This is a genomic window from Brevundimonas mediterranea (genome assembly GCF_014196125.1).
GTDB lineage: Bacteria > Pseudomonadota > Alphaproteobacteria > Caulobacterales > Caulobacteraceae > Brevundimonas > Brevundimonas mediterranea.
Genome location: NZ_JACIDA010000001.1, coordinates 1,123,249 through 1,150,221, shown reverse-complemented (window position 1 = coordinate 1,150,221; position 26,973 = coordinate 1,123,249). Strand labels below are relative to the sequence as shown.

The window sequence follows — 26,973 nt, the reverse complement described above, 5'->3', positions numbered from 1 at the left end:
ATTTCGCGTGGGTTTTGACGACGTGCTGAACAAGATTTTCGCCTGGTGGAACGGGGCCACGATCGGCACCCTCTTCACGATCGCCAAGCGCGGCCGTTTCGTCGGGACCGACGAGATCGGCAACAAATACTACGAGGCCAAGGACAACTCGAGCTACGACGGCCGCAAGCGCCGATGGGTCGTGTACGAAGGCTATGCCGACGCGTCCAAGGTGTCGGCCGACTGGCACGGCTGGCTGCGCTACACCTTCGACCTGCCGCCCACCGAGGCGCCCCTGCCGCGCCGCGCGTGGGAGAAGGATCACCTGCCCAACTTCACCGGCACCCCGATGGCCTGGCGTCCGCAGGGTTCGCTGGCCGCCGAGGCCAAACGCCCCGCCGCGACCGGCGACTATCAGGCCTGGACGCCCGAGTGAGACCGAATCGGCTCCTGCTGGGCGGGGCGGCCGTCGTCGCGGCGCTCAGCGCCGGGGCGGTGACCGCCAGCGTCCTTCAGGATTCGCCGCGCGACGCCCGTCCGGTTCAGGATCCCATCGGCGACATCCTGCGCACGACGCCGGCCCAACCCGCCAATGCGCCGACCGAGACCGCGCCCGCCGCCGCACCCGCGCCCCGGACGCCGGTGGCGGTGACGCCGCCGCCCTCCGTCGTCATCGCCGAGGATGAGGCCGTCGCCGAAAAGGCCGAGGAAGAAGCCGCTTCCGAAAAGCCGGTCGTCGAAAAGGCCATCGAACAGCCGGCCACGCCCGCCCGGCGCCAGCGGCGTAAGTTCGCCGTGATCCAGGCCATCGACAAGACCACAGCCGAGACCATGAAGTTCGAGGTCGAGGTCGGCGGCCGTCCGGTCCGCTTCAACCGCAACCTGATCTTCAGCGTCCGCGCCTGCGAAGTCTCGACGCCTGACGAACTGACCGAAGACGCCATCGCCTATGTCGATGTCTCGCTGCAGTCGCGGGGCGCCAATCAGCCGGCCGAACCGCGCCAGATCTACCGCGGCTGGATGTTCGCCTCGTCCCCGGCCGTCAGCGGGCTTCAGAATCCTAATTACGACGCCTGGGTGGTGGGCTGTAAGAATTGAGCGCGAGGAGGCCGGAATGAACCGCCAAAGACCCCTCAAGAAGAGCGAGACGGTCGAGATCCGACTGCCGCACGCCACCAAGACCGCCTTCATGGAAAAGTGCCGCGCCGAAGGCCGCACGGCCAGCGACGCCATCCGCCGCTTCATCGACAGAGAACTGGACCGCTCCACCACAAGCCGTTCGTCGATCCGTATGGGCTGGCGTCAGTTGCTGGCGGCGGCTGTCGCCGGACTGGCCCTGGGCGCCGTCGCCGCACCGTCCCTGGCCCAATCCGTGACCTCGGATCGGACGGCGTTCGAGCGCCTGGATCGGAACCATGACGGCGCGGTCAGCTTTGAGGAATTCCGCGCCCGCTAGCGGATGGGCTTCAGGAAACGGCCCCATTGCAGGTTCAGCCAGGTCCAGGGCTTGAACAGCCCGGCGCCGGGTTTCCAGGAGGCCGCCACGATCTCGGCGCGCCCGACGATGTTTGTGGCAGGCAGCAGGCCAACGCCCAGGCCTGCGGGCCAGCGGCTGTCCAGCGAGTTGTCGCGATTGTCGCCCATCATGAAATACTGACCCGCCGGCACGTGATAGATCAGCGTGTCGTCGCCGGGCTGATCCGGCCCGCCGTCGTAGGTGACATAGGTCTTGCCGCTCGCCAGGGTCTCGCGCACTTCGAGCACGCGTCTTTGGGGGGCGTCGTGGTCGTTGACCGCCTGGAGAGGCGTCTGAGCGACGCCCTGTCCATTGACGAAAACCCGGCCGCTCCGGACCTGAACAGCGTCGCCAGGCAGGCCGATGACGCGCTTGATCCAGACCTGGTCCGGGTCGTGGGGGCGTTGGAAGACCACCACGTCGCCCCGTTTCGGCTGGCGTCCCAGCACCCGGCCGTCGGGCAGAGGCGGGTTGAAGGGCAGGGACGCCCGGCTCCAGCCATAGGCGTATTTGGACACGAGGATATAGTCCCCGGTAACCAGTCCCGGCTCCATCGACGAGGAGGGAATGGTGAAGGGCTGGAACAGCAGAATGCGGAAGAGGGTCGCCAGGATCAGGGCGACAAGCACGGTGACGCCGATCTCCCTGACTTCGCGCAGGCTGGAGACGAGGGTCGGGGCGTCAGCGGATGAGGCGGTGGTTTGGGTCATGCCCCCTTAGGCCGCAAGCCTGCCGGTCTGCGCCAGTTCAAGCTTGTCCGGACAGGCCGGAAATCGTGTCCGGACAGGGATCAGGCGGGGCGAAGCGCCCAGTCGACCGCCTCTGTCCCGGTCATCGGCGCCGTCAGAGCCGTTTCGTCCACCGCTACCGTCAGGGCGGGTTTCAGCCGTCGCAGATAGGCCGTCTGGGGCGTCTCGACCGCCCCGAACTGGCTTAGGTGGTCAGTCAGGAACTGGGCGTCCAGCAGGGACCAGCCGCCTTTTCTCAGGCGCGCGACCAGATGCACCAGCGCCACCTTCGAGGCGTCGCGTTCGCGGCTGAACATGCTCTCGCCGAAAAAGGCGCCGCCCAGAGAGACTCCGTACAGGCCGCCAACCAGCCGCTCGTCCTTCCAGCATTCGACGGAATGGACGTATCCCTTGGCGAACAGGGCGGCGTACAGGCGGCGGATCGGGGTGTTGATCCAGGTCTCCTCGCGCTCGGGCCCTTGGGCCGCCGCGCAGCCGTCCAGCACGGCCTCGAAGGCGGTATCGATCCGCACCTCGAAGGGTTCGCCGCGCACGGTGCGGCGCAGGCGGGTGGGGATGTGGAAGGCGTCCAGGGGTATGACGCCGCGCTGCTCCGGCTCGATGATGAAGACGCGCGGATCGTCGCGCGTCTCGGCCATCGGAAACACGCCCCGGGCGTAACAGGCCAGCAGGTCCTCGGGGCCGAAGCCGCCGAAAGGCCCGCTGGCGCTGTCGTCGGGTTCGGTCAGGCGTCGCCCTTCTGACGTGCGGCCCACTTCTCCAGCCAGTGGATGTCATAGTCGCCGGACAGGATGTCCGGCTCCTGCAACAGCTTCTGGAACAGGGGGATGGTGGTGTCGACGCCGCCGATGACGATCTCGTTCAGGGAGCGCTTCAGGCGGGCGATGGCCTCTTCGCGGTCGCGGCCGTGGACGATCAGCTTGCCGATCAGGCTGTCGTAATAGGGCGGGATCGAATAGCCGGCGTAGATGGCGCTATCCAGCCGCACGCCCAGGCCGCCGGGGGCGTGGAAGTCGGTGATCTTGCCCGGCGACGGGGTGAAGGTCTCCGGGTTCTCGGCGTTGATCCGCACCTCGATAGCGTGGCCCTGGAACTTGATGTCCTCTTGCGTGAAGGACAAGGGCAGGCCGGCGGCGATGCGAACCTGTTCGCGGACCAGGTCGACGCCGGTGATCATTTCCGTAACCGGGTGTTCGACCTGAAGGCGGGTGTTCATCTCGATGAAGAAGAACTCGCCGTCCTCCCACAGGAACTCGATTGTGCCGACGCCCAGATAGCCGATGGCGGCGATGGCCTTGTTGACCGTCTCGCCGATCTGCTTGCGTCCCTCGGCCGACAGGGCGGGCGAGGGGGCCTCTTCCAACACCTTCTGGTGACGGCGTTGCAGCGAGCAGTCGCGTTCGCCCAAGTGGACGACATTGCCGTGGCTGTCGGCGATGACCTGGATCTCGATATGGCGCGGCTTCTGGAGATAGCGCTCCATATAGACGGCGCCATTGCCGAAGGCGGCCTTGGCTTCCGACTGGGCGGTCTGCACCGCCTCGACCAGATCATCAGGCGTCAGAGCCACCTTCATGCCGCGTCCGCCGCCGCCCGCCGCCGCCTTGACGATCAGGGGGAAGCCGATGGACTTCGATGCCTCGATCGCCGCCTCGACGGTCTCGACCTCGCCCTTGGAGCCGGGGACCACGGGGATGCCGGCGTCCATGACGGTCTGTTTGGCGCTGATCTTGTCGCCCATGACCCGGATATGTTCGGGCTTGGGACCGATGAAGGTCATGCCGTGGGCTTCGACGATCTCGGCGAAGCGGGCGTTCTCGGACAGGAAGCCGTAGCCGGGGTGGATCGCCTGGGCGCCGGTGATCTCGGCCGCCGCGATGATCGACGGGATGTTCAGATACGACTTGGCCGCCGAGGCGGGGCCGATGCAGACGCTCTCGTCCGCCAGCCGCACCCACATGGCGCCGCGGTCGGCTTCGGAGTGGACGGCGACGGTGGAGATGCCCATCTCCTTGCACGCCCGGTGGATGCGCAGCGCGATCTCGCCGCGGTTGGCGATCAGGACTTTGGTGAACATCAGGGCGCCTTAGGCTTCCAGCAGGACGAGGGGCTCGCCGAACTCGACCGGCTGGGCGTCGCCGACCAGGATCTCGGCCACGACGCCGTCGCGCGGGGCCTGGATCGGGTTCATGGTCTTCATGGCCTCGACGATCAGCAGGGTCTGGCCCTTCTTGACCTTATCGCCCGGCTGGACGAAGGCCGGCGCCTCGGGCGAGGCCTGCAGATAGGCGGTGCCGACCATCGGCGACTTCACCTCTTCGCCGGCGCGGGCGACGATGGTGGCCGGGTCCGACGGCATGGAGACCGGAGCAGCGGCGGCGGCCGCCGGCGCAGCGGCCGGAGCGGGGGCGGCGGCGTACTGGACCGGGGCGGCGTGCATGGTGATCTCGCGGGCCACGCGGATGCGCAGCTCGCCGCGCTCGACCTCGACCTCGGTCAGGTCGGTTTCGTTCAGGATCTCGGCCAGCTGGCGAACCAGGGCGGCGTCGATCTCGGCGTGTTTCTTGTCATCGGCCATTGGGGTGCGCCTTTGTCTTTCGTCTTGGAATGCGAACGGGTCGGCCCTCAGGCGCGTTCCCGAACCTTGGTGAGAGCCGCCTGGACGGCCAGTTCATAGCCGGCCGCGCCGAAGCCGGCGATGACGCCGGTCGCCGCGGACGACACATAGGAGTGATGACGGAACGCCTCGCGCGCCGCCGGATTGGACAGATGAAGCTCGATCACCGGGATCGACAACGTCTTCAATGCGTCGTGCAGGGCGACCGAAGTGTGGCCATAGGCCGCCGGATTGATGATCAGGGCTTGCGCGCTCTCACGCGCCTCCTGGATCCAGTCCACCAGCACGCCTTCGTGGTTGGTCTGGCGGAACACGATCCGGGCGTCGCCCGCCGCCGTCACGCAGCGCTGTTCGATGTCCGCGAGGGTGTCGCGACCATAGATTTCCGGCTCTCGCACCCCGAGAAGGTTGAGATTGGGGCCGTTCAGCACATAGATGACGGACGTGTCGGACATCGGTTCTCGAATCGAGGCTCCGGAATCGGGCGACCTCTGACGGTTCAGGGGCGGCCTTGTAGCTTAGGCGCGGCGCGGGTCAAAGCGCAGCGTGGAAACGGGTTGACCTAACGTCATGCGCATTCAAGTCAACGGTGATCAACGCGAAGTCTACGCCGCGACCATATTGGACCTGGTCGAGGAACTGTCGCTAGACCCCCGCAAGGTGGCGGTCGAGCGCAATCTGGAGATCGTGCCCCGGTCGCTGCACGCCGTCACCGCCCTGGCCGAGGGGGACCGGATCGAACTGGTCCAGTTCGTCGGCGGCGGGTGACGACGTCCGCTAGCTGCGCGGCTCGCAGACCCCGTCGTCATAGTCGCCGACACGTCGGATGATTTCCTGCTGTGAAGGTTCGATGCGGCGGCCGGAGATGATGCCGTCCAGAACCCGCCGCAGAAGGGCGTCGAGCCGGGTAACGACGTAGCATTTGACCTCGGGCGCTGCGTGCGGATTGCCCACGCCGCTATCGTCGGTCAGGAACAGGTAGCGGCTCTGGGTCACCGCCGCCATTGAGCGCATGACGAACTCGGCCTTGTCGGCCACACCGCTGGCCGCGACGGGAATGATCTGGATGCGCTTGTCCCGGGCCTGCAGGGTTGTCGCCCAGGTGGCCTGGATGCGGTCGTCGTGGGGCGGGGCGTCGGCGACAAGCACCAGGGCCTTGGCCGCCTCGGCGCGCCATGGATAGGCGACCGCAGCCGCCATGGCCTCGTCCATCGCCTCCGGATAGTCGCCGCCGCCGTTGGCGCTCTGTTTCGACAACTGGGTCTGGAGCGCGCCGACATTGGCGGTGAAGGGGTATTGGCGGACCACATATTCGTCGCCTGTGTCGCGATAGACGATCAAGCCGATACGGGCGTCCAGACCGGGATGGCGCTCGGCCAGGGAGGCCATGATCGCTTCGATCTCGGTCTTCAGGTAGTTCATCTCGTCGCTCATGCTGCCGGTGGCGTCGATGACCAGCAGCAGGTCCATCGCCCCGACCGGGGCAGCCCGGCCGGGCAGGTTGAGCTCCAGTCGCCGGTCCGTACCGACCGCCAGGGTCCGACGCGTTGCGCCGCCGCCGGGGGCGCGGATCGAAACCTCGGCCGTCCGGCCCAGTCGATCCAGGGCCGGGAACAGCACGACTGTGCCGTCCGACACGGTCGTCAGGGTCAGCGGCCCGCCGTTCGGCCTTGAGACGCTGACGTCTGCGAAGGAGATCGGCGCGCCGCGCGAATCGGTCACGGCGATGGTGATGGCGGCGCGGGTGTCGACGAAGGGCAGGGCCTCGCCGTTCTGGATTTTCGATTCGACGTAGCGGGCATAGGCGCGGGGGTTGAGCAGGTCGTCATAGTCGCCGGCCGTCAGCAGGCCGGACTGCGGCGGAGGCGGCCTCCGCCCGGGTACGGGGCGCGGCGAGGGCGTGGTCTCACCCGATGCCTTACCGTCCACCCGGGATCCCGAGACGATGACCTCGTCCACTGTGCTGGAGTCGACCATGCCCGGCGGAGCGGCGTATTCCACGCGATCTTCCCGCACGCTCGGTGCCATCGCCCCGTCTGCCAAGCCGCTGTCGTCCATCGGCGCACAGCCCGCCAGAGCCGCCAGCACGGCTACTAGACCCATGCCCGCGCCACGACGAAGCCTTTTGGTGTTTGCGTGCATCGTGGGTCTCCCGTCCCGCCTGTGGTCTTGAACGCAGAACACGGGTCGTCTGTGGCGAAATTTGGCTCGACCCTTCCTGAGTCTTCGCATCCTGCGCGGGAAGGTCTAAGTCCGGGCCATGAACGACACAGCCGCCACCCCGGACACCTGGACCGTCGCCGGTCGCACCTTCAACTCGCGCTTGATCGTGGGCACCGGCAAATACGCCGACTACGCCCAGAACGCCGCCGCCGCCGAGGCGGCGGGGGCCGAGATCGTGACCGTGGCCGTGCGCCGGGTGAACCTGACCGATCCGAACCAGCCGATGCTGGTGGACTATGTGAAACCCGACCGGTTCACCTTCCTGCCCAACACCGCCGGCTGTTTCACCGGCGAGGACGCGGTGCGCACCCTGCGCCTGGCGCGCGAGGCGGGGGGATGGAGCCTGGTCAAGCTGGAGGTGTTGTCCAACACGACCCACCTGTATCCCGACATGATCGAGACGCTGCGGGCGCTGGACCTGCTGATCAAGGACGGGTTCGACGTCATGGTCTATTGCACCGACGACGTGGTCATGGCCAAGCGGCTGGAAGACGCCGGCGCCGCCGCCATCATGCCGGCCGCCGCCCCGATCGGCTCAGGCCTGGGCATCCAGAACGAGGTCAATGTGCGGCTGATCGTAGAACAGGCCAAGGTGCCGGTGCTGGTGGACGCCGGCGTGGGCACGGCCTCGGATGCGACCCGGGCGATGGAGCTGGGCTGCGACGCCGTGCTGATGAACACCGCCATCGCCGGGGCCAAGGATCCGATCCGGATGGCGCGGGCGATGAAGCATGCGGTGATGGCGGGGCGCGACGCCTATCTGGCAGGTCGGATGCCGAAGCGGATGTATGCGGACCCGTCGTCGCCGCTGGCGGGGTTGATTTAGGTAGACCAACCCTCTCCCGCCGGGAGAGGGCTTGAGCGCCCGAGAGCGTCAGCGATCGGTCTTGCGCGACCCGAAGGGCGGCGCGAAGCAGCCAAAGGGTGAGGGGCACAGTGTTGAAAGGGTGAAGGGCGCGGTGGTGCGAGCTGGCCCACCGGCGGACCCCTCATCCGGCCCTTCGGGCCACCTTCTCCCGCAAGGGGAGAAGGAAAGTCGGTGGGGCCCATCGCGCACAATGACGCTGGTTCCGTCCCAGGATTTTCAACCGCTTGCCCGTTTCTCACGCGGCCTTTCCCACCGGGGTTCGCCGCGCCTGTAAAATGCGTCCATGACCCACGGCGACGCACTCTCAACCCCTATCAGCCACCTGGCGCTTTTGGCGCCTTTGGCGCCTTGTCACCCTGTTTTCGTGCCAGTGTCAGATCCTCACCAGTCCAGCGCGGCCTCGCCCCTCAGGATCGCCTCGGCCTCGGGCGTGTGTTTCGCCCCTGTGCGGTCGTGCAGCACCAGAGGCGGCAGCAGGCGCAGGGGCGCCTTGCCGGTCTTGATCGCCTGGACCAGCACCCGCTTGGCCGGTTGGTCGGCGAAGGGTTGCACCGGGCGGATGGCGAAGGAACCGGCCTTTTCGCCCAGCAGGGCCAGCAGGTCGACCAGACGGTCGGCGCGGTGGATGATCACGATCCGGCCCCCCTCGCGCACCGATTTCAGCAACAGGCCGGTCCAGGCCGCCAGGCCGTCGTCGGCCATCCAGGCGCCCTGTTTGCCCGTCGCCGGCGCGCGCAGGGCGCCGGGATCGTCGAAGAAGGGCGGGTTGGACACGGCCCAGTCGAAGGGCGCCAGGTCCAGGGCGCGGAACCCCGCCGCCACATCGCCGTCCAGGATGGTGGTGCGATCCCCGAACCCGTTCAGCGCCGCATTCTCGCGCGCCAGGCCGGCGGCGAGCGAATCGCGTTCCAGCCCCGTCAGCGAAACCCCGGTATGACGTGCGGCGATCTGCATCAGTACGGCCCCCGCGCCGCAGCCCGCTTCGAACAGGCGTTCGCCCGTCTTGGGCGCCGCAGCCGCGGCCAGCAGGGCGGCGTCCATGCCGGCGCGATAGCCGCGCGCGGGTTGGCGCAGCCGAACGCGGCCGTTCAGCAGGGCGTTCTCCACGACATCCGGCGCGGTGGGGACGCTGTCCAAACCTCAATCTCCTTGACCCTCCGGGGGTCGATCACCATTGTGCGCGCCATCGCGATCCGGCAAGCGGACGCGGTCGGAATTAGCTGCGCGGCCGAGGTCGCGCGACGTGTGAAAGAATATCCCTTGGACGCAGTCCTCGCCGCCTCTCCCCGACCGAAGGGGGATGTGAACGCCCTCGTCCGGCTGGCCGGAACCGACATGGCCGAGGTGGATGCGCTGATCATCGACCGGATGCAATCCGACGTGCCGATCATCCCCAAACTGGCCGAACACCTGGTCTCGGCGGGGGGCAAGCGGTTGCGGCCCCTGCTGACCGTCGCCGCTGCAAGGGCGTCGGGCGCTGAGGGGGACATCCTGTCGCCGAAGAAGCTGGCCGCTGCGGTCGAGTTCATCCACACCGCCACCCTGCTGCACGACGACATTGTCGACGCCTCCGAACTGCGGCGCGGCAAGGTGGCGGCCCACCTGATCTGGGGCGCGCCCACCAGTGTCCTAGTCGGGGACTTCCTGTTCGCCCGCGCCTTCGAACTGATGGTCGAAACCGGTTCGATGCGGGCCCTGGGCATTCTGGCCCAGGCGTCGCGGGTGATTTCGGAGGGGGAGGTGCTGCAACTGACCCGCGCCCACGACCTGAACCTGGATCAGGCCACCTATCTGCAGATTATCTCGGCCAAGACCGCCGAACTGTTCGCCGCCGCCGCCGAGGCGGGTGCCGTGGGCGCCGGCGCCGATGCGGCCGCGACCCAGGCCCTGCGCGACTACGGCATGGCCCTGGGCATCGCCTTCCAGCTGGCCGACGACGCCCTCGACTACGGCGCGACCGCCGAGGCCCTGGGCAAGAACGCCGGCGACGACTTCAACGAGGGCAAGGCCACCCTGCCGCTGCTGCTGGCCGTGGCCCGCACCCGGGGCCGCGAGGACGATTTCTGGGAGCGGACCGTGACCAAGGGCGAACGCACGCCCGAGGACTTCGCCCGCGCCCGCGAACTGGTCGTCGGTTCCGGCGCCATCGGCGCGACCCTGGATCTGGCCGGCGACTATGCCGATCAGGCCAAGGCCGCCCTGGCCGTCCTGCCGGCCTCGGACTGGCGCGCGGCCCTGGAAGACCTGGCCGATTTCGCCGTTTCGCGTGCCGCCTGAACCAGTGAATGAACCCGATCCGGCGGCGACGGTCGCGGCGAGCCTGGACGCCCAGGTTCGCGCCGCCGACCTGGACCGCTGGCTCTCCAGCCGCCTGGTCGCCGACGACCGCGCCCGCGCCGATCTGATCACGCTCTACGCCTTCGAGGCCGAGCTGATGTCGATCCCGACGCGGGTGACCCAGCCCCTGCTGGCTGAGATGCGCTACACCTGGTGGGCCGAACAGCTGGACGGGGTCTTCGCCGGGATCCCCCGCAAGGGCCATCCGGTGCTGGAGGCCCTGACCGACCTGGTCGCCCGCCACGCCCTTGACCGCGCCCCCCTCGACGCCCTGATCGAGGCTCACATCGGCCGCGTCCACGGCGAACCCCACGACCTGGACGCCTTCTACGTGGGGCCGATGCAGGCGGCGGTCCATGTGCTGGCCGGGCCGGGCCATGCGGACAAGGTGATAGAAGCGGGGCGGGTGCGCGGGCTCGGTCAGGTCGGGCGGGCGGAGGAGGCGAGGGCGGGGCGCAGGGCGGCGAACGCAGCGTTGAAGAGCTTGCCGGCCGAGGGTTTCCCGGCTGTGGCCTCAGCCGCCCTGACGCGCCAGGACGAGCCCGAGCCCTTCAAGAGGCTGCGCCTGCTTTGGGCGACGTTGCGCGGGCGGATCTAGAGATAGGCCGACTGGGTGAAGGCCGCCTCGACCGTCTCGCCGCCTCGGCGCAGACGAATACCCACCTCGCGGCCTGCAGCGCCGCCGACGCGGTCGATCCCTTCGCGCAGGTTCGAGACGTCCAGCAGTATGTCGCCCACGCGGACGTCCGCAGCGGCGGCTGGACTGCCGGCCCCGACGACGTCCACGCGCACCCCGCCCCGCGTCTCCGAAAGCCAAAGGCCTGACAGGCCATAAGTCGGTTCGGTGACCTTGAGACCGTTGCGCCGAACCCATATGGCGTTGTCGGCGCGAGCGATGGACAGATCCAGCGTCTGGATGATCGGCAGACCCAGTATGGTCTCGCCGCCGATGTTCTCGGCGGCGTTGAGGGCCACCAAGACATTCTCATAGATCGCCGGGCCTATGGCCAGGCGGGGCGCTCGAACCAGGCGCGACGGCTCCGGCGACCGTCCCAATATGTTCGAATGGGGAATGGGGGCGAACGGAAGTGCGTCGCTCCATAGACCCAAGGTTTCGGCCCGCTTGCGAGACAGAGATAGGGGGCGCGGGCCTCCGGTGTCCAGGACGACCCGTTCAGTCTGGCCGTTCAGATCCACCTTGGCGAACGGTCGTGCCGACAAGCCTTCCACCTTCGCCGGCTCAATCGCGCCGTCCAACCGGGTGAAGCCCGTTCGGTCCGGTCCGCCCGAGGGATGCACGCGCCAGAGGCCGGCCTCAAACAGCAGTTCGCTGTCCATGGACGTCAGCAGGCCCGCCGCCAGCAGGCCCTCGGCCCCCAGGATTCGACCTTCGAGGCCGAAGAGGCCAGCGTTGGTTTGACGCACTGCGCCGCCGAACACCATCTCGCTGACGCCGTAGAAAGGGAACATCGCTCCGCCGAGGCGAATCCGGCGGAGTTCGCGCAGGCCCAGCCTCTGGGCGAGCGCCAACCGAAGCCCTGCCACTTCGGCGCCGGTGTCGAGGGCGAAGGGGAAGGGGCCCGCGCCGTTCAGCGTGACATCCATCAGCACCCGACCGTTCTCCAGCCGGATCGGCGCCTCGATAACGGACGTCTGGGCGCGCGCCCGACTGAAGACGCTCGCTCCTCCGAGGGCAATGGTCAGGGCGAGCAATTGGCGGCGGCTGGCAGACATGGCGGCTCCGAGAGCTCGGACAGCGGGGTAAGTCTGAATATAGCCGCCCAGCGCCGCCCCGCAATCAGGCGAGCGCGCCGGTATGGTCGTCCCGCCAGGCCTTCAGGCTCTCCATCGCGCGGATGCTCATCAGGCGCTTCTTGGCCCGGCCGCGTTCCTTCAGCGGGATCTTCTTGCCCTCTTCATCGACCTTGGGCGCCTCCAGTGGTGGCAGTAGGCCGTAGTTGATGTTCATCGGCTGGAACTTCGAGCCTTCCAGGTGCCCGCCGGTGATGTGTTCGACCAGGGCGCCCATGGCGGTCTCGGGCGGCGGAGCGGCAAGGTCGCGGCCCAAGGCCTGGGCGGCGGCGAGGCGGCCGGTCAGCAGGCCCATGGCCGCGCTCTCGACATAGCCTTCGACGCCGGTCACCTGGCCCGCGAAGCGCAGGCGGGGCATGGCCTTGAGCCGCAGCTGCTTGTCCAGCAGCTGGGGGCTGTTCAGATAGGTGTTGCGGTGCAGGCCGCCCAGGCGCGCGAACTGGGCGTTCTGGAGGCCGGGGATCATGCGGAAGGTCTCGGCCTGGATCCCGTGCTTCAGCTTGGTCTGGAAGCCCACCATGTTGAACAGGGTGCCCAGGGCGTTGTCCTGGCGCAGCTGGACGATGGCGTAGGCCTTGACCAGCGGGTCCCGCGGGTTGGTCAGGCCGACGGGCTTCATCGGCCCATGGCGCAGGGTCTCGCGGCCCCGCTCGGCCATGACCTCGATGGGCAGGCAGCCGTCGAAATAGGGGACGTGCTCCCAGTCCTTGAACTCGGCCTTGGGTCCGTTCAGCAGGGCGTCGATGAAGGCCTCATACTGGGGCTTGTCCATCGGGCAGTTGACGTAGGCGGCTGCGTCGCCGCCTGGACCTTCCTTGTCGTAGCGCGACTGGCACCAGGCGATGTCGAAATCGATGCTGTCGGCGTGGACGATCGGGGCGATGGCGTCGAAGAAGCTCAGGCTCTCCTCGCCCGTCGCCTTCAGGATGGCCTCGGCCAGGGCGGGCGAAGTCAGGGGGCCGGTGGCGACGATGACATTGTCCCACTCCTGCGGCGGCAGGCCTGCGATCTCCTCGCGCACGATGGTGATCAGCGGGTGGGCCGCCAGTTTCGCCGTTACGGCGGCGGAGAAGGCGTCGCGGTCCACGGCCAGGGCGCCGCCCGCCGGCACCTGATTGACGTCGCCACAGGCCATGATGATCGAGTCGAGCGCCCGCATCTCGGCGTGCAACAGACCGACTGCATTGTGCTCCCAGTCGTCCGACCGGAAGGAGTTGGAGCAGACCAGTTCGGCCAGGCCGTCGGTCTGGTGGGCGTCGGTCTTCACGCCGGGCACGCCGCGCATCTCGTGCAGGATCACGGGCACGCCGGCCTGGGCGATCTGCCAGGCGGCTTCTGAGCCGGCGAGGCCCCCGCCAATGATGTGGACGGGGGAAACGGAAGAGTTCGGGGAAACGGTCATCGCGGCCTTCTAGCGGCCGGGTGGCGCGGTGTCATGATCCCCTGCTATGTCGGCGGTGGGATATGGGGCGATGATCGTGACGAACGGCAGGCGATTGCGGCTGGGCGAGGCGCTGAGGGCGTCGGTCGTCGGCCTGGTCAGGGCATGGCGTTGGGCCTGGGGCGCCATGGCGGTGTGCGCCCTGGTCTGGGCTTTGCGGCCCGTCATGGTCGGCGTCCTGGGCTGGGTCTGGGGTGCGGGGGCGCTGGTCGCCGGTCTGGTTCTGATCGGCGCTTTGGCGCGCACGGCCATCAGCGACGACCGGGAGGCCGCACGGCGGCTAGGCCTGGGGGCGGCGGGCCTGCAACTGGGTTTGCCTGAACTGCGCCTGCTGGGCGCCGCCCTGCTGTGCGCGGTCTTCATGGCCATGATCCTGTCGGTCGTGGCCCTGGTGCTGCTGGCCGTGTTCGGCATGGCCGAGCTGAACGCCGAGGCGATCCGCCTGCGAGACTGGGCCGAGGTGGGGCCGATCTGGAAATTGGCCCTGCTGGCGGTGGTGACGCTGCTGGCGCTTTATGGCGCGCTGGTGATGCTCGTGCGGTTGTCGTTGTTCGCTCCGGCCACCCTGGGGCGCGGGCATATGGTCTCGCTGAACAGCATGGGGATCGCGCAGGGCCGTTTCTGGCCGCTGCTGGGGGGACTGGTCGTGGTCGTCGGCCTGCCGATCCTGGGACTGCTGATCCTGACTGCGACCGGTTTTTTGACCGGCATGGCCGGGTGGATCGTGTGGGCGGTGATGATTTCGGTGTTCCAGGCGCCCCTGGCCCTGGCTTTCCTGGGTGCGGCCTATCGCCGACTAGAGTACTGGACGCCGCAAGGAGCGACCCATGACTGAGACCTTTTCCATCGGCGAGGCCATGGCGACGCCGGGGCGCGTGATCCGGCGCCATCCGTTGGCGGTCTTCGTCTGGGGGTTTCTGATGATGGGCTTCAGCCTGTTGGCGGTCGCTCTGATGTTCGGAACCCTGGCGGATCTGCCCCTGGCGGACGGCGCCGAGCCGCCGCCAGAAATGTTCGGGAAACTGATGGCGGTTCAGGGCCTGTCCATGCTGCTGAACGTCGGACAGGCCGTGTTGGCGGTCGTGATCTGGGCGGCGACCATGCGGGCGACTTTGATGATCGGCCGGCCCGACCGAACCTTCTTCCTGCGCATCGGGATGGACGAACTGCGGCTGGTGGTCGTGGGGCTGGCGCTGTTTGTCGGGGCCTATATCGCCGTGATCATTCTGGTGCTGTTGGGCGCGGCCCTGGTCGCCACCCTGTGGCAGGCCAATGAGGCGGCGGCGATGATCGGCGGCTTCGTTCTGGTGCTGGGTCTGATCGCGCTGGTCGTCGTCGCCATGGCGCGGCTTTCCCTCATCGCGCCCGCCACCCTGATCCTGAAACGGTTCGCCTTCGTCGAGGGCTGGGCGCTGGGCCGCGGGCGCACCCTGCCGTTGCTGGGCCTGCTGGTCTGCACTTGGCTGGTCTATCTGGTCGTCTATTTCGTCCTGGCCTTTGTCGTGATCGTCGCCCTGTTCGCCAGCGGCGTTTTCGCGAACATTACGGCCCAATCGCCCCCCGCCACCCTGGGCGAGCTGTTTCCATCGCCGCCGGTGTTGGCGACGGTGGCTGGGCTGATGCTCGTGCCCGGCGGCTTTGTTTATGGGGCGGTCATGACCCTGCTCAGCGCGCCCTTCGCCTCCGCCTGCCGTCAGCTTCTGGATGGGCCGTCCGGCGCCGTGTTCGCCGCAGCGACGTCGCCCGCCGCCACCTCGGCGGGCGACGCGGCCGACACGATGGTCTAGGATCGCGCCAATCTGATCTGGAGTGCAGCATGAGCTTTTCCGCCACCGACGCGGCGTTCGAAGGATTTCGGGTGGTGCGTCGCCATCCGGTGACAGCCCTGATCTGGGGTCTGGCCTATCTGGTCTTGTATGTGGCGACCTTCGGGCTGGGCGCCGGCCAATGGGCCGCGATCATGGCCTCGGCCCAAACGCTGGAACAGTCGTCCAATCCGTCGCCTGAGGAGATGATGGCCCTGGGGCAGGCCTATATGGGCCTGCTCGTCTGGTTGGCGCCCCTGGGCCTAGTGATTGGGGCTGTGCTCAGCGCCGCCGTGGCGCGGTCGGTTTTGCGTCCCGCCGAGAATGCCTGGGGCTATCTGCGGTTGGGCATGGACGAGGTTCGGGTGTTCGCGGTCACGCTGGCGATCGGGGTGATCGTCGGGCTTTTGAGCGGGGTGCTTTCCGCCATCGTCGTGACCGTGTTCGGCCTCGGTGTCGCCTCGGGTCAGGCGGTCATGTATCTGATCGCCTTGATCCTGGGCCTGGCCGCGGCGGCTCTGGTGATCTGGCTTTCGATCAAGCTCTGCCTGGCCGTGCCGATGACGATCGACCGGCGCAAGTTCACCCTGTTCGAGTCGTTCAAGGCCACCAACGGCCAGTTCTGGCCCCTGCTGGGCATGACGATCATCGCCGTGATCATGAGCCTGATCGTCAGCATTCTTGGCGCGATCATCAGCGCGGGCACGGATCTGGCGACCGGCGGCATCTCCGTTCTGGCGGGCATGGACGGTCTGTCCACCCTGGATGTCCTGGCGCGCGCCTGGCCCGCCATCTTGGTCTGGTCCGTGGTCAACGCCCTGATGTCCGCCTTGCAGCTGGCCGTGCTTTACGCGCCCTTCTCGGCGGCCTGGCAGGGTCTGCGGGACCGCTGACCCGTCCCGCAGACCGGCGTCGAAGGCGTCAGGCTGACGCCTTCACCCTCTTCTTTTTGGCCGGTTCGCCCACGGGTCCGCCGACCGAGCCGCCCAGGGCCGCGACCCGCGCCTTGCGGCGGGTCTCGTGCCGGTCCAGCACCTCCTTGAGGTATTTCCCCGTCCAGCTGGCGCTGTTGTCGGCCACCTGTTCCGGCGTGCCGACCGCGACGATCTCGCCGCCGCCGTCGCCGCCTTCGGGGCCGAAGTCGAGCAGATAGTCGGCGACCTTGATGACATCCAGATTGTGCTCGATCACCACGATGGTGTTGCCGGCCTCGACCAGTTCCTGAAGCACCTCAAGCAATTTGCGGGTGTCCTCGAAATGCAGGCCGGTGGTCGGTTCGTCGAGGATATACAGGGTGCGGCCGGTGGCGCGCTTGGACAGCTCCTTGGACAGCTTGACCCGCTGGGCCTCGCCCCCCGACAGGGTGGTGGCCGGCTGGCCGACCTTGACGTAGCCCAGGCCCACCCGTTCCAGCGTCAGCATCTTGTCGCGGATCGGCGGCACGGCCTTGAAGAAGGTCGCGGCTTCCTCGACCGTCATGTCCAGCACGTCCGAGATCGACTTGCCCTTGAACACGATCTCCAGGGTCTCGCGGTTGTAGCGTTTGCCCTTGCAGACGTCGCAGGTGACATAGACGTCGGGCAGGAAGTGCATCTCGATCTTGATGACGCCGTCGCCCTGGCAGGCCTCGCAGCGACCGCCCTTGACGTTGAAGCTGAACCGGCCGGGGCCGTAGCCGCGCGCCTTGGATTCCGGCAGACCGGCGTACCAATCGCGGATGGGGCCGAAGGCCCCGGTGTAGGTGGCCGGGTTCGAGCGCGGGGTGCGGCCGATCGGCGACTGATCGATGTCGATGACCTTGTCGAAATGCTCCAGCCCTTCGATCCGGTCGAAGGGGGCGGGGGCTTCGGACGCATTGTTCAGGCGGCGCGCGGCGGCCTTGTACAGGGTCTCGATGGTGAAGGTGGACTTGCCGCCGCCGGACACGCCGGTGATGCAGGTGAAGACGCCGACGGGGATTTCGCCGGTCACGCTCTTGAGGTTGTTGCCGCTGGCGCCGCTGATCTTCAGCATCCGCTTGCGGTCGATGGGACGGCGGCCGTCGACGGGGATTTCGATCTCGCGCTCGCCGGTCAGATATTTGCCGGTCAGCGACTTCGGATTGGCCATGACCTGAGCCGGCGTGCCCTCGGCGCAGACCTCGCCGCCGTGGACGCCGGCGGCCGGACCCATGTCGATGACATAGTCGGCGGTCAGGATGGCTTCCTCGTCATGCTCGACGACGAGCACGGAGTTGCCCAGGTCGCGCAGCCCCTTCAGGCTTTCCAGCAGGCGGGTGTTGTCGCGCTGGTGCAGGCCGATGGAGGGTTCGTCCAGCACATAGAGGACGCCGGTCAGCCCCGAGCCGATCTGCGACGCCAGACGGATGCGCTGGCTCTCTCCGCCCGACAGGGTGCCGGAGGATCGCGACAGCGAGAGATAGTCTAGGCCGACGTTATTCAGGAACCGCAGCCGGTCGCCGATCTCCTTCAGGATGCGCCGGCCGATCTCCATCTGCTTGTCGCTGAGCGCCTCGGGCAGGGCCTGGACCCAGTCGTAGGCCTTCTTGATCGACAGGGTGGAGATGTCGGCGATATCCTGGCCGCCGACCTTGACCGCCAGGGCCTCGGGCTTCAGCCGTTTGCCGTGGCAGGCGTCGCACGGGGTCTCGGACTGGTAGCGGGCCAGTTCCTCGCGCACCCAGGCGCTGTCGGTCTCGCGCCAACGGCGCTCCAGGTTCGGCAGCACGCCCTCGAACGGCTTGGAGACCTCGTATTTGCGGGCGTTGTCGTCGTAGGTGAATTTGATCTTCTCGGCGCCGGTTCCGTACAAGATGGCCTTGTGGGCCTGGGCCGGCAGTTCGCGCCAGGCCACGTCCATCGAGAAGCCGTAGTGGCGGCTGAGCGACTGAAGCGTCTGGGTGTAGAGGGGCGAGGGGCCGCGCGCCCAAGGGGCGACGGCGCCCTTGTGCAGGCTCTTGTCTCGATCCGGGATCACCAGATCGGCGTCGAAGGCCAGCTTGACCCCCAGCCCGTCACAGACCGGGCAGGCGCCGAAGGGATTGTTGAACGAGAACAGCCGCGGCTCGATCTCCGAGATGGTGAAGCCGGACACCGGGCAGGCGAACCGTTCCGAGAACAGCAGGCTGCGCGGCGCGGTCTCGCCCTCGGCCGTCGAGGCCCATTCCGCGTTGGCAATGCCGTCAGCCAGACCCAGGGCGGTCTGCAGACTGTCGGCGTAGCGGGCTTCCTGGTCAGGCTTGGTGACAATCCGGTCCACGACGATGTCGATGTCGTGCTTGAACTTCTTGTCCAGGGTCGGGGCTTCGTCGATGGGGTAGAACTGGCCGTCGATCTTCAGCCGCTGGAAGCCCTGACGCTGCCACTCGGCGATTTCCTTCTTGTACTCGCCCTTGCGGCCCCGAACGACGGGGGCCAACAGCAGGATACGCTCGCCGTCGGGCAGGGCGACCAGCTTGTCGACCATCTGGCTGATGGTCTGGCTCTCGATCGGCAGGCCGGTGGCCGGCGAATAGGGCACCCCGACCCGCGCCCACAGCAGGCGCATATAGTCGTGGATCTCGGTGACCGTGCCGACGGTCGAGCGCGGGTTCTTCGACGTCGTCTTCTGTTCGATGGAGATGGCCGGGGACAGACCCTCGATCAGGTCCACGTCCGGCTTGCCCATCAGCTCCAGGAACTGGCGCGCATAGGCCGACAGGCTCTCGACATAGCGACGCTGGCCCTCGGCGTAGATGGTGTCGAAGGCCAGGGAAGATTTGCCCGAGCCCGACAGGCCGGTCATCACCACCAGCTGTTCGCGGGGAATGTCGAGGTCCACGCCCTTGAGATTATGCTCGCGGGCGCCGCGAACGCGGATGAAGTTGTGCTTTTCGGTCATGCTGTCCGGGAACGCGGGAAGGGCCGGGCGGGTCCGGCGCGACATCGCTATATGGGGATGAATCGCGCGATTGAAGCAAGAACAATGTGGGAACATTGCGGCGCCTGGCGTACTCAGGCCCGGTGGCTTATTCCGGCGTCCACGCCTGCGTAGTCCGCACGAACCGTTCGCCCTTGGCCAGCATCACCCCGCTGGCCGTGGCGATCCCCAGTTCCAGGCTTTCGGCGATGCGGCGGGCGCGTTCGATAAAGTGGTCGGCGGCGGTGGGTGGGCAAAGGTCGCGGGCCGTCTCGGCGAAAACCTCCAGCCAGCGATCGAAATGGCGGGCGTCGATGGGCAGGGGCAGGTGTTTCGGCATCGGCCGCCCCTGATAGACCCCGGTCGACAGGGCGACGGACGACCAGAACAGTTTCATCTGCGCCAGGTGCGGCGCCCAGTCCGTGATGCGGTCAGCGAAGACCGGGCCGATCAGGCGGTCGTCACGGACGCGGGCGTAGAAGCCCTCGACCAGGGCGTCGATCATCGCCTCGTCTATGCCGGTCTCGTCGCGCAGCCGCTGGACGGCGGCTTCGCGGCGGGCGGCGGCGCCAGCGGGGTCTTCGATGCGGAAACGGCTTTCCATGGAGGCGTCCTAGCTGTCTGGCGAGCAGATCGCCACTGGACCGACGGTCCACCCTGGAAGGGAGGGTTCACGCGGCCGTGTTCACCTCAGGGACGACGCGGACTTGCACATCGCACAAATACGACCCATCCTCTTGTCTCTGACGAGTTTTGAGCAGGAGGCTCGAAGATCATGATCATCGCACTGGCAACCGGTTCCGCCCTGTCCGCCATGCTGTTCGTGATCCTCCATGCCAACCAGCCCAAGCCGAAGCGCGTCCCCGTCCGCGCTCGCGACTCTCGACAAGGTCGCCGCTAGAACGCCCGCCGGCGTTACTCTTTTCCACAATCTGAGCCTGACGTTCGGGCCTGAACGCACCGGTGTCGTCGGTCGCAACGGCGCGGGGAAGAGCACCCTGCTGCGTTTGATCTCGGGCGACCTCTCGCCGGCCGAAGGCGTGGTGACGCGCGTCGGGACGATCGGCGTGCTGGATCAGCGCGGTGAGCCTGCGCCGGACGAGACCGTCGCCCGAACGCTGGGCGTCGGCGAAGCCCTGGCGGTGATCGAGCGGGTGCTGGCCGGCGAGGGCGAGGCAGAAGATCTCGCGACTGCGGACTGGACGCTTGAACTGCGGATCGCCGAGATTCTGGCCGAGGTCGGGCTGGCGGACATTGCCATGGATCGTGCGACGATCAGCCTGAGCGGCGGCGAACAGACCCGACTCGGGCTCGCCGGCCTGCTGCTGGCGCGGCCGGACTTGATCCTGCTGGACGAGCCAACCAATCATCTGGATGTCGAGGCGCGGCGACTGATCGCCGAGGTGCTGGACCGCTGGGACGGCGGGGCCGTGGTGGTGAGCCATGACCGCGATTTGCTGCGGAGCATGGACCGGATCGTCGAGGTCTCCGGTCTGGGCGTGACCGTATACGGCGGGAACTACGACCTCTTCGCAGAGCGCAAGGCGACCGAGCGGGCGGCTGCGGAACGCGATCTGGCGGGCGCCGAACGGACGGCCGCCAGGGTGGGGGCGGACGCCCAGCGCCGTGCGGAGATGAAGGCGCGGCGCGACGCAGCCGGACGGCGCAAGGGCGCCAAGGGTGACATGCCGAAGATTCTGATTGGCGCGAGGGCGGAGCGGGCCGAGAACAGCGGCGCCGGCGACCGGCAGCTGGCGGCGCGGCAAGCCGCGGAGGCGGAGGCGGCCCTGGCGTCGGCGCGCGAGCGGGTTGAGCGCACCCGCGCCCTGTCGATCCCCATGCCATCGAGCGGGCTGGCTTCAGGGCGGACCTTGCTGGTTCTGGACGATGCGACGTGGGAGGCGCCGCAGGGGCGCTCCGTCGTGGGGCCGGTCAGCCTGCGGCTGACAGGGCCGGAACGGGTCGCGATCACGGGGCCGAACGGGGCGGGCAAGACGACTCTGCTGCGACTGATCCACGGGGCGCTGGAGCCGACGACCGGACGGGTGGAACGGCCGAGCCGGGCGGTGCTGCTGGATCAGGAGGCCGCGATTCTGAAGCCGGATGAAACCGTGGTCGAGGCCTGGCGGCGGCTCAATCCCGAGGGCTCGATCAATGACGCCCAGGCGGCGCTGGCGCGGTTTCTGTTCCGGAATGTAGCGGCGCATCGCGAAGTCGGCGAGTTGTCGGGCGGCGAACGGCTGCGGGCGGCCCTGGCCTGCGTCATGACCGGAACGAAACCGCCGCAACTGCTGATTCTGGACGAGCCGACCAATCACCTCGACCTCGATTCCGTCGCCGCCGTGGAAGTCGCGCTGCGGGCCTATGACGGCGCCTTGATCGTGGTCAGTCATGACGCCGATTTTCTGGACGCCATAGGGATCGAGCGGACAATCGCTCTCTAGCCGATCCCGCCTGTTTGCCGCAGCCCCTCCCACAGGGCGACGCCTGCGGTGACCGACAGGTTCAGCGAACGCGCTTCAGGACGCAGCGGAATCACCACGCGGGCGTCCACGGCCGCGTGGACATAGTCCGGCGCGCCGGATGTTTCCTTGCCGAACAGGAGCGTGTCGTCGGGGTGAAAGACGAAATCGGAAAGGGGCGTCGCGCCGCGGGTGGTGAACAGAATCAGTCGGCCGGCGGGGCGGTTACGCTGAAACCCATCCCAGTCGGCGTGCCGCGTCATGTGCGACAAAGGACCATAGTCGAGCGCCGCTCGCTTCATGGCGCGGTCGTCGAAATGAAAGCCCGTAGGCTCCACGACGTGCAGTTCCACCCCGAAACAGGCCGAGAGCCGGATGCAGGCGCCGACGTTCTGAGGAATGTCAGGTTGAAAAAGAGCGAGACGCATTCTAATCCCTAGATATACGCGACCTGGGGGTTTGTCGCGGTCTGTCTGCGAACGTTTCGCAAGAAACGTCAGCGACTTGCGGCCTTAGGCCGCAAATACAGGCCGAGGGGAATACTGGGTCTCGCTTTTAGGGTTCGTGCCGCAAAAGAGGAGCGCCAATACAGGCGGTCCCGGCGGTTTTCGAGAGGTGAAACGTGGCCGAGACGGGCGTGATTCCGGAAGGCGAGGGCGATCCGAATCGCCGCGACTTCATCCATATCGCAGCGGGCGCCGCTGCGGTCGGCGCCGGGGCGATGATCGCCTGGCCGCTGATCAACCAGATGAACCCCGCCGCCGACACCCTGGCCCTGGCTTCGATCGAGTTCGATCTGACCAAGGTGCAGGAAGGCCAGCAGGTCGTGATCAAATGGCAGGGCAAGCCGGTCTTCGTGCGCTATCGCACCCCGGCCGAACTGCAGCGCGTCATCGCGGACGATCACGCCTCGGACCTGAAGCAGCCCCAGACTGACGCCGAGCGCACCAAGCCGGGGCATGAGAAATATCTGGTCGTGGTCGGATCCTGCACCCACCTGGGCTGCGTGCCGACCTTTGGCGCCGGGGACTACGGCGGCTGGTTCTGCCCCTGCCACGGTTCACACTATGATGCGTCCGGGCGGATCAGGAAGGGGCCCGCACCTCTGAACCTGGTGGTGCCCGACTATGAATTTGCGTCCGACACTCGCGTCAAGATCGGGTGAGGGCCAGGGGGAGGAAATGAGCGAACACGAATCCACCTACGTCCCTAAGACGGGCGTCGAGAAGTGGCTGGACACCCGGCTGCCGATCATCCGCTTCGGCGCAGACTACATGTCGCTGCCGACACCCAGAAACCTGAACTACTGGTGGACCTTCGGCGGCATCCTGGCCCTGTGCCTGATGACGCAGATCGTCACCGGCATCGTTCTGGCCATGCACTATACGCCGCACGTCGATCTGGCCTTCGCCTCGGTCGAGCGGATCATGCGCGACGTGAACGGCGGCTGGCTGATCCGTTATGTCCACGCCAACGGCGCGTCGATGTTCTTCGTCGCCGTCTATCTGCACATGCTGCGGGGGCTGTACTACGGCTCGTACAAGGCGCCGCGCGAAATGATCTGGATCATCGGCTGCGTGATCTTCTTCCTGATGATCGCGACGGCCTTCCTGGGCTACGTCCTGCCCTGGGGCCAGATGTCCTTCTGGGGCGCCGAGGTGATCACCAATCTGATCGGGGCCATTCCGGGCATCGGCGAGCCGATCCTGATCTGGCTGCGCGGCGGACCGGCGATCGACAATGCGACGCTGAACCGCTTCTTCTCGCTGCACTATCTGCTGCCCTTCGCCATTCTGGGCTGCGTCGTCCTGCACCTGTGGGCGCTGCACTCGGCGGGTCAGAACAATCCGGTCGGCATCCTGATCCCCAAGGATCGGACGAAGAAGGACATGCTGCCCTTCCACCCCTATTTCACGCTGAAGGACGGGTTCGCGATCATCCTGTTCCTGCTGCTGTTCGCGATCTTCGTCTTCTATCAGCCGAACGCCCTGGGCCACGCCGACAACTATATCCCGGCCAACCCTCTGCAGACCCCGGCGCACATCGTGCCCGAGTGGTACATGCTGCCCTTCTACGCCATCCTGCGCGCCATTCCGGACAAGTTCGGCGGCGTGGTGGCCATGTTCAGCGCCATCGGCGTGCTGTTCGTCCTGCCCTGGCTTGATACGTCCAAGGTCCGGTCGATGCGGTATCGCCCGACCATGCGTACCTTCTTCTTCATCTTCCTGGTGGTGGGCGTGGGGCTGGGCTGGTGCGGCGGACAGCTTCCCGACGCTCCGGTCGTTCCGGGTTTCGGCGGCGTCGTTTTGTTCGACGGCAACCTGAACTCCTATCTGTGGCTGACGCGGCTGTTCACGGCCTACTACTTCCTCTTCTTCCTGGTGATCCTACCGTTCGTGGGGTTGAAGGAGACGCCTCTGCCGATCCCGGCGACCATCTCCGAACCGGTCCTGACCGGCGCCCACGCGATGCCGGCCGCAGCGCCGGCCTCGCCCGAGAAGAAGGGGTGAGGGCCATGATGATCGGAACAATCAAGGTGTCGATGCCAAGGATCATCGCTTCAGCCGCTGTGGCCGTCGGCCTGCTGGCCGCGGCCCCGGCCCCGGCCCTGGCTGCGGGCGGGGCGGCTCATCCGCGGTCGGGCGGGTTCAGCTTCGAAGGGCCGTTCGGCGTCTATGACCAGGGCCAGCTTCAGCGCGGCTACAAGGTCTATCAGGAGGTCTGCTCGGCCTGCCACGGCATGAACCTGATGCACTATCGCAATCTGGGTGATCGCCACGGGCCGTTCTGGAATCCGAAATATCCGAACCCGAACGACAATCCGGTTGTCAAGGCCCTGGCCAAGGAGGTCCAGGTCCCGGACATCGACAGCGAGACCGGTGAACCGATCCAGCGCGACGCCACCCCGGCCGACAAGTTCCGCAGCCCTTATCCGAACGCCACGGCCGCCGCCGCAGGCAACGGCGGAGCGGCGCCGCCTGATCTGTCGGTGATGGCCAAGGCCCGCCACGACGGCGCCAACTATATCTACTCGCTGCTGTCGGGTTATCGCGCGGCGCCGGCGGGCCTGACCATCCGGGAGGGGCAGCATTACAACCCCTATATGGCCGGCGACCTGACGCCCTTCTGGACGGGGGACAAACACCACGTGCCGGAGGGGGGCTTCATCGCCATGCCGCCGCCGCTGCGGAACGGCCAGGTGACCTATGACGACGGCTCGCCCCAGACGGTGGACCAGTACGCCAAGGATGTGGCGGCCTTCATCGCCTGGACGTCCGAACCGAAGATGGTCGAACGCAAACAGGCCGGCTTTGGTGTGATCATCTTCTTGCTGATCTTCGCCGGCCTCACCTACGCCAGCTATCGCCGCGTCTGGAAGGGCGTCGCTCATTAGGCGCAGGTTCTCATAAACTGATCATCAGCCCGCCGAAGTCCGCTTCGGCGGGCTTTTGTTTGCGACAAATGGCGCGTGACACGGAATCGACATGGTGGATTTCGCCCCCTAGGGTCGGCGACTTCATCTCCGGCTGTGGGGCCTCCTGTTCATGCGTATCGTCTCTTCTTTCGCGGTCCTGCTTTTGGCCGGCGCGAGCCTGTCTGCCTGCGCCACGTCGCCCCATCCTGGTGCGGTCCACACGGTTCCCGCCTTCGACGCCGCGCGGATCTCGCAGGATATCAAGACCCTGTCGGATGACAGTTTCGAAGGCCGGGGCATCGCCACTCCGGCCGAGGACAAGGTCGTGCGCTATCTGAGCGAGGGCTACGCCGCCGCTGGGTTCGAGCCGGGCGGGCCGAACGGCCAATGGACCCAGGACGTCATCCTGAACCGGTTCGTCCAGTCCAACGTCCAGGCCTCGCTGAAGCTGGGCGACTGGAGCCTGCCGATGACTCAGGGACGCGAGGTGGCCATTTCCACCCGCCGTCCGGCCGAGCACGTCAGCCTGAAGGACGCGCCCCTGGTCTTCGTCGGCTATGGCATCACCGCGCCCGAGCGGAACTGGAACGACTTCAAGAGCCAGGACCTGCGCGGCAAGATCCTGGTCGTCCTGGTCAATGACGCCGATTTCGAGGAGCCGGCGTTGAACACCTTCGGCGGCAAGGCCATGACCTACTACGGCCGCTGGACCTACAAGTACGAGGAGGCCGCCAAGCACGGGGCGGCGGGCGTTCTGATCGTCCACGAGACGGCGCCGGCCTCCTACGGCTGGGCGACGGTCGCCAACTCCTGGGGCGTGCCGCAGTTCGACATCCTGCGTCCCAATGCGGCGGCCGAGCGTGTGCCGATGGAGGGTTGGATTCAGCGCGATGTGGCGGTGGACCTGTTCCGCCGCGCAGGACTGGATTTCGAAGCCCTGAAGGTCCAGGCGCGCAGCCGCGACTTCCAGCCCGTCGCCCTGACCGGCGCGGCCTTCTCGACCGAGTTCGACGTGGCGACCAATCAGGTCACCAGCCACAATGTCATCGCGCGCCTGCCGGGCACGACACACCCGGATGAAACCGTCCTCTACACCGCACACTGGGACCATATCGGCATGGGCGAGCCGGACGCGACGGGTGACCGGATCTTCAACGGCGCCGTCGACAACGCCTCGGGCACCGCCGGCCTGCTGGAATTGGCGCGGATGTACGGACGCGCCCCTCGCACCGAACGCTCTGTCGTTATGATCAGCTTCACCGGCGAGGAAAGCGGTCTGCTGGGTTCGGAATACTACGCCGTGAACCCGGTCTATCCGCTGGCCAAGACAGTCGGCGGATTCAACATGGATTCGATGAACGTCTATGGCCGCGTCACGGGGCTGGGCGTCACCGGATACGGCCAGTCCGATTTCGATGAGCGGTTGGCCGTCGCGATCCAGTCACAGGGCCGTAGTCTGGTCCCGGATTACGAGAACGCGGCCGGCACCTATTATCGCTCGGACCACTTCCCCCTGGCCAAGCGCGGCGTTCCCATGGCCTACGCCGGCAGCCGAGGCGACTTCCGCGATGAACCGATCGCCGAACGCCAGGCCGCGCGCGCTGAATACGGCGCCAAACGCTATCACCAGGCGGCGGATGAATGGTCGCCGGACTGGGATTACAGCGGCATGATCGAGGATCTGACGGTCTTCTACGACGTCGGACGCGCCCTGGCGAACGGCCGGGACTGGCCGGAATGGAAGACGGGGTCCGAGTTCGGCCCCGTGCGGGCCGCGACGGCGTCCGAGCGTCGCTGATTTCCCTGAAAACCGGGGGCCGGGACGCGATCCTGGCCCCTATCCATTCGTCTG

Annotated in this window: 27 protein-coding genes; 15 read left to right on the top strand and 12 right to left on the bottom strand. The window is 67.2% G+C overall.

Going from position 1 to position 26,973, the window contains the following annotated elements:
- Positions 1-22: 22 nt before the first annotated feature.
- Genes GGR11_RS05790 through GGR11_RS05780 form a run of 3 tightly spaced genes read left to right on the top strand, consistent with a single transcriptional unit; the run spans position 23 to position 1,435 of the window.
- The gene (locus tag GGR11_RS05790; RefSeq protein WP_183196392.1) at positions 23-415 is read left to right on the top strand and encodes an NADH:ubiquinone oxidoreductase subunit NDUFA12; all 393 of its coding nucleotides are present in this window, start codon (positions 23-25) and stop codon (positions 413-415) included.
- Positions 412-1,077 carry a DUF2155 domain-containing protein gene (locus tag GGR11_RS05785; RefSeq protein WP_183195788.1) on the top strand — a complete coding sequence of 222 codons (666 nt, stop codon included), beginning with the start codon at positions 412-414 and terminating at the stop codon, positions 1,075-1,077. The genes GGR11_RS05790 and GGR11_RS05785 overlap by 4 nt, the downstream gene beginning before the upstream one ends.
- A gap of 16 nt (positions 1,078-1,093) precedes the next feature.
- Positions 1,094-1,435 carry an EF-hand domain-containing protein gene (locus GGR11_RS05780; RefSeq protein WP_183195787.1) on the top strand — a complete coding sequence of 114 codons (342 nt, stop codon included), beginning with the start codon at positions 1,094-1,096 and terminating at the stop codon, positions 1,433-1,435.
- On the opposite strand, the gene lepB is transcribed toward GGR11_RS05780, so the two are convergent.
- The 5 genes from lepB to aroQ all read right to left on the bottom strand — a co-directional run bounded on the left by lepB (position 1,432) and on the right by aroQ (position 5,316).
- Complete coding sequence (lepB, locus tag GGR11_RS05775; RefSeq protein WP_183195786.1) at positions 1,432-2,205, bottom strand: signal peptidase I; 774 nt, start codon at positions 2,203-2,205, stop codon at positions 1,432-1,434. The two genes, GGR11_RS05780 and lepB, sit on opposite strands and share 4 nt — an antisense overlap.
- An 80-nt stretch (positions 2,206-2,285) precedes the next feature.
- Positions 2,286-2,972: a leucyl/phenylalanyl-tRNA--protein transferase gene (gene aat / locus GGR11_RS05770; RefSeq protein WP_183196391.1), complete on the bottom strand. Its 687-nt coding sequence runs from the start codon at positions 2,970-2,972 to the stop codon at positions 2,286-2,288.
- The gene (gene accC, locus GGR11_RS05765) at positions 2,969-4,321 is read right to left on the bottom strand and encodes an acetyl-CoA carboxylase biotin carboxylase subunit (protein ID WP_183195785.1); all 1,353 of its coding nucleotides are present in this window, start codon (positions 4,319-4,321) and stop codon (positions 2,969-2,971) included. Before accC ends, aat begins: the two co-directional genes overlap by 4 nt.
- A 9-nt stretch (positions 4,322-4,330) precedes the next feature.
- Positions 4,331-4,822: an acetyl-CoA carboxylase biotin carboxyl carrier protein gene (gene accB / locus GGR11_RS05760; RefSeq protein ID WP_183195784.1), complete on the bottom strand. Its 492-nt coding sequence runs from the start codon at positions 4,820-4,822 to the stop codon at positions 4,331-4,333.
- A gap of 47 nt (positions 4,823-4,869) precedes the next feature.
- Positions 4,870-5,316, bottom strand: coding sequence for a type II 3-dehydroquinate dehydratase (aroQ, locus tag GGR11_RS05755; protein ID WP_183195783.1), 447 nt, complete (start codon positions 5,314-5,316; stop codon positions 4,870-4,872).
- A gap of 115 nt (positions 5,317-5,431) precedes the next feature.
- Between aroQ and thiS the strand changes: the two genes are divergently transcribed.
- Complete coding sequence (thiS, locus tag GGR11_RS05750) at positions 5,432-5,629, top strand: sulfur carrier protein ThiS (protein WP_183195782.1); 198 nt, start codon at positions 5,432-5,434, stop codon at positions 5,627-5,629.
- Positions 5,630-5,638: 9 nt separating this feature from the next.
- Here thiS and GGR11_RS05745 read toward each other — a convergent pair whose 3' ends face one another.
- A complete protein-coding gene (locus GGR11_RS05745; RefSeq protein WP_183195781.1) occupies positions 5,639-6,964 on the bottom strand; it encodes a VWA domain-containing protein in 1,326 nt (441 codons plus the stop codon).
- 157 nt (positions 6,965-7,121) lie between these two features.
- Here GGR11_RS05745 and GGR11_RS05740 point away from each other — a divergent pair, with 157 nt between their 5' ends.
- Positions 7,122-7,910, top strand: coding sequence for a HisA/HisF-related TIM barrel protein (locus tag GGR11_RS05740; RefSeq protein ID WP_183195780.1), 789 nt, complete (start codon positions 7,122-7,124; stop codon positions 7,908-7,910).
- A 423-nt stretch (positions 7,911-8,333) separates the two neighbouring features.
- Here GGR11_RS05740 and GGR11_RS05735 read toward each other — a convergent pair whose 3' ends face one another.
- Positions 8,334-9,089: a tRNA1(Val) (adenine(37)-N6)-methyltransferase gene (locus GGR11_RS05735; protein WP_183195779.1), complete on the bottom strand. Its 756-nt coding sequence runs from the start codon at positions 9,087-9,089 to the stop codon at positions 8,334-8,336.
- Between the two features lie 165 nt (positions 9,090-9,254).
- On the opposite strand from GGR11_RS05735, the gene GGR11_RS05730 reads away from it, so the two are divergent.
- Positions 9,255-10,229 (top strand): polyprenyl synthetase family protein, encoded by a 975-nt coding sequence (locus GGR11_RS05730; protein WP_343051085.1) that lies wholly within the window; start codon positions 9,255-9,257, stop codon positions 10,227-10,229.
- Between the two features lie 4 nt (positions 10,230-10,233).
- On the top strand, positions 10,234-10,887 hold the full coding sequence (locus GGR11_RS05725) for a squalene/phytoene synthase family protein (RefSeq protein ID WP_183195777.1): 654 nt from the start codon (positions 10,234-10,236) through the stop codon (positions 10,885-10,887).
- On the opposite strand, the gene GGR11_RS05720 is transcribed toward GGR11_RS05725, so the two are convergent.
- Positions 10,884-12,023 (bottom strand): aspartyl protease family protein, encoded by a 1,140-nt coding sequence (locus GGR11_RS05720; protein ID WP_183195776.1) that lies wholly within the window; start codon positions 12,021-12,023, stop codon positions 10,884-10,886. The two genes, GGR11_RS05725 and GGR11_RS05720, sit on opposite strands and share 4 nt — an antisense overlap.
- 64 nt (positions 12,024-12,087) lie before the next feature.
- Complete coding sequence (gene trmFO / locus GGR11_RS05715) at positions 12,088-13,503, bottom strand: methylenetetrahydrofolate--tRNA-(uracil(54)-C(5))-methyltransferase (FADH(2)-oxidizing) TrmFO (protein WP_183195775.1); 1,416 nt, start codon at positions 13,501-13,503, stop codon at positions 12,088-12,090.
- Positions 13,504-13,573: 70 nt separating this feature from the next.
- On the opposite strand from trmFO, the gene GGR11_RS05710 reads away from it, so the two are divergent.
- From GGR11_RS05710 to GGR11_RS05700, 3 genes are read left to right on the top strand one after another with little or no spacing between them, the layout of a single operon-like run.
- Positions 13,574-14,377, top strand: a complete 804-nt coding sequence (locus GGR11_RS05710; protein ID WP_183195774.1) for a hypothetical protein — start codon at positions 13,574-13,576, stop codon at positions 14,375-14,377.
- A complete protein-coding gene (locus GGR11_RS05705; RefSeq protein ID WP_183195773.1) occupies positions 14,370-15,329 on the top strand; it encodes a hypothetical protein in 960 nt (319 codons plus the stop codon). The genes GGR11_RS05710 and GGR11_RS05705 overlap by 8 nt, the downstream gene beginning before the upstream one ends.
- Positions 15,330-15,358: 29 nt before the next feature.
- Entirely contained in the window at positions 15,359-16,240 is an 882-nt protein-coding gene (locus GGR11_RS05700) for a hypothetical protein (protein WP_183195772.1), read from the top strand.
- Positions 16,241-16,268: 28 nt separating this feature from the next.
- On the opposite strand, the gene uvrA is transcribed toward GGR11_RS05700, so the two are convergent.
- Positions 16,269-19,226 carry an excinuclease ABC subunit UvrA gene (uvrA, locus tag GGR11_RS05695; RefSeq protein WP_183195771.1) on the bottom strand — a complete coding sequence of 986 codons (2,958 nt, stop codon included), beginning with the start codon at positions 19,224-19,226 and terminating at the stop codon, positions 16,269-16,271.
- A gap of 127 nt (positions 19,227-19,353) precedes the next feature.
- The gene (locus GGR11_RS05690) at positions 19,354-19,848 is read right to left on the bottom strand and encodes a group III truncated hemoglobin (RefSeq protein WP_183195770.1); all 495 of its coding nucleotides are present in this window, start codon (positions 19,846-19,848) and stop codon (positions 19,354-19,356) included.
- Positions 19,849-20,077: 229 nt separating this feature from the next.
- Between GGR11_RS05690 and GGR11_RS05685 the strand changes: the two genes are divergently transcribed.
- Positions 20,078-21,688 (top strand): ABC-F family ATP-binding cassette domain-containing protein, encoded by a 1,611-nt coding sequence (locus tag GGR11_RS05685; protein WP_183195769.1) that lies wholly within the window; start codon positions 20,078-20,080, stop codon positions 21,686-21,688.
- Here the strand turns inward: GGR11_RS05685 and GGR11_RS05680 are convergent.
- Positions 21,685-22,134 (bottom strand): tRNA (cytidine(34)-2'-O)-methyltransferase, encoded by a 450-nt coding sequence (locus tag GGR11_RS05680; protein WP_183195768.1) that lies wholly within the window; start codon positions 22,132-22,134, stop codon positions 21,685-21,687. The two genes, GGR11_RS05685 and GGR11_RS05680, sit on opposite strands and share 4 nt — an antisense overlap.
- Positions 22,135-22,328: 194 nt before the next feature.
- Here GGR11_RS05680 and petA point away from each other — a divergent pair, with 194 nt between their 5' ends.
- The 4 genes from petA (at position 22,329) to GGR11_RS05660 (ending at position 26,919) form a co-directional block, all read left to right on the top strand.
- The gene (gene petA, locus GGR11_RS05675) at positions 22,329-22,871 is read left to right on the top strand and encodes a ubiquinol-cytochrome c reductase iron-sulfur subunit (RefSeq protein WP_008260246.1); all 543 of its coding nucleotides are present in this window, start codon (positions 22,329-22,331) and stop codon (positions 22,869-22,871) included.
- 16 nt (positions 22,872-22,887) lie between these two features.
- On the top strand, positions 22,888-24,216 hold the full coding sequence (locus tag GGR11_RS05670) for a cytochrome b (RefSeq protein WP_183195767.1): 1,329 nt from the start codon (positions 22,888-22,890) through the stop codon (positions 24,214-24,216).
- A gap of 32 nt (positions 24,217-24,248) precedes the next feature.
- Positions 24,249-25,100, top strand: a complete 852-nt coding sequence (locus GGR11_RS05665; protein ID WP_183196390.1) for a cytochrome c1 — start codon at positions 24,249-24,251, stop codon at positions 25,098-25,100.
- Between the two features lie 151 nt (positions 25,101-25,251).
- Positions 25,252-26,919 (top strand): M28 family metallopeptidase, encoded by a 1,668-nt coding sequence (locus tag GGR11_RS05660; RefSeq protein WP_183195766.1) that lies wholly within the window; start codon positions 25,252-25,254, stop codon positions 26,917-26,919.
- Positions 26,920-26,973: the final 54 nt, after the last annotated feature.

Bases quoted from the DNA above. Each gene is read 5' to 3' on its own strand.
- uvrA (WP_183195771.1), bottom strand. From the start codon at position 19,226: ATGACCGAAAAGCACAACTTCATCCGCGTTCGCGGCGCCCGCGAGCAT.
- GGR11_RS05745 (WP_183195781.1), bottom strand. From the start codon at position 6,964: ATGGGTCTAGTAGCCGTGCTGGCGGCTCTGGCGGGCTGTGCGCCGATG.
- GGR11_RS05680 (WP_183195768.1), bottom strand. From the start codon at position 22,134: ATGCGTCTCGCTCTTTTTCAACCTGACATTCCTCAGAACGTCGGCGCC.
- GGR11_RS05685 (WP_183195769.1), top strand. From the start codon at position 20,078: ATGCCAACCAGCCCAAGCCGAAGCGCGTCCCCGTCCGCGCTCGCGACT.
- trmFO (WP_183195775.1), bottom strand. From the start codon at position 13,503: ATGACCGTTTCCCCGAACTCTTCCGTTTCCCCCGTCCACATCATTGGC.
- GGR11_RS05670 (WP_183195767.1), top strand. From the start codon at position 22,888: ATGAGCGAACACGAATCCACCTACGTCCCTAAGACGGGCGTCGAGAAG.
- GGR11_RS05720 (WP_183195776.1), bottom strand. From the start codon at position 12,023: ATGTCTGCCAGCCGCCGCCAATTGCTCGCCCTGACCATTGCCCTCGGA.
- GGR11_RS05740 (WP_183195780.1), top strand. From the start codon at position 7,122: ATGAACGACACAGCCGCCACCCCGGACACCTGGACCGTCGCCGGTCGC.
- GGR11_RS05690 (WP_183195770.1), bottom strand. From the start codon at position 19,848: ATGGAAAGCCGTTTCCGCATCGAAGACCCCGCTGGCGCCGCCGCCCGC.
- accB (WP_183195784.1), bottom strand. From the start codon at position 4,822: ATGGCCGATGACAAGAAACACGCCGAGATCGACGCCGCCCTGGTTCGC.
- GGR11_RS05665 (WP_183196390.1), top strand. From the start codon at position 24,249: ATGCCAAGGATCATCGCTTCAGCCGCTGTGGCCGTCGGCCTGCTGGCC.
- GGR11_RS05780 (WP_183195787.1), top strand. From the start codon at position 1,094: ATGAACCGCCAAAGACCCCTCAAGAAGAGCGAGACGGTCGAGATCCGA.
- accC (WP_183195785.1), bottom strand. From the start codon at position 4,321: ATGTTCACCAAAGTCCTGATCGCCAACCGCGGCGAGATCGCGCTGCGC.
- lepB (WP_183195786.1), bottom strand. From the start codon at position 2,205: ATGACCCAAACCACCGCCTCATCCGCTGACGCCCCGACCCTCGTCTCC.
- GGR11_RS05660 (WP_183195766.1), top strand. From the start codon at position 25,252: ATGCGTATCGTCTCTTCTTTCGCGGTCCTGCTTTTGGCCGGCGCGAGC.
- aroQ (WP_183195783.1), bottom strand. From the start codon at position 5,316: ATGTCCGACACGTCCGTCATCTATGTGCTGAACGGCCCCAATCTCAAC.
- GGR11_RS05710 (WP_183195774.1), top strand. From the start codon at position 13,574: ATGATCGTGACGAACGGCAGGCGATTGCGGCTGGGCGAGGCGCTGAGG.
- GGR11_RS05705 (WP_183195773.1), top strand. From the start codon at position 14,370: ATGACTGAGACCTTTTCCATCGGCGAGGCCATGGCGACGCCGGGGCGC.
- GGR11_RS05700 (WP_183195772.1), top strand. From the start codon at position 15,359: ATGAGCTTTTCCGCCACCGACGCGGCGTTCGAAGGATTTCGGGTGGTG.
- thiS (WP_183195782.1), top strand. From the start codon at position 5,432: ATGCGCATTCAAGTCAACGGTGATCAACGCGAAGTCTACGCCGCGACC.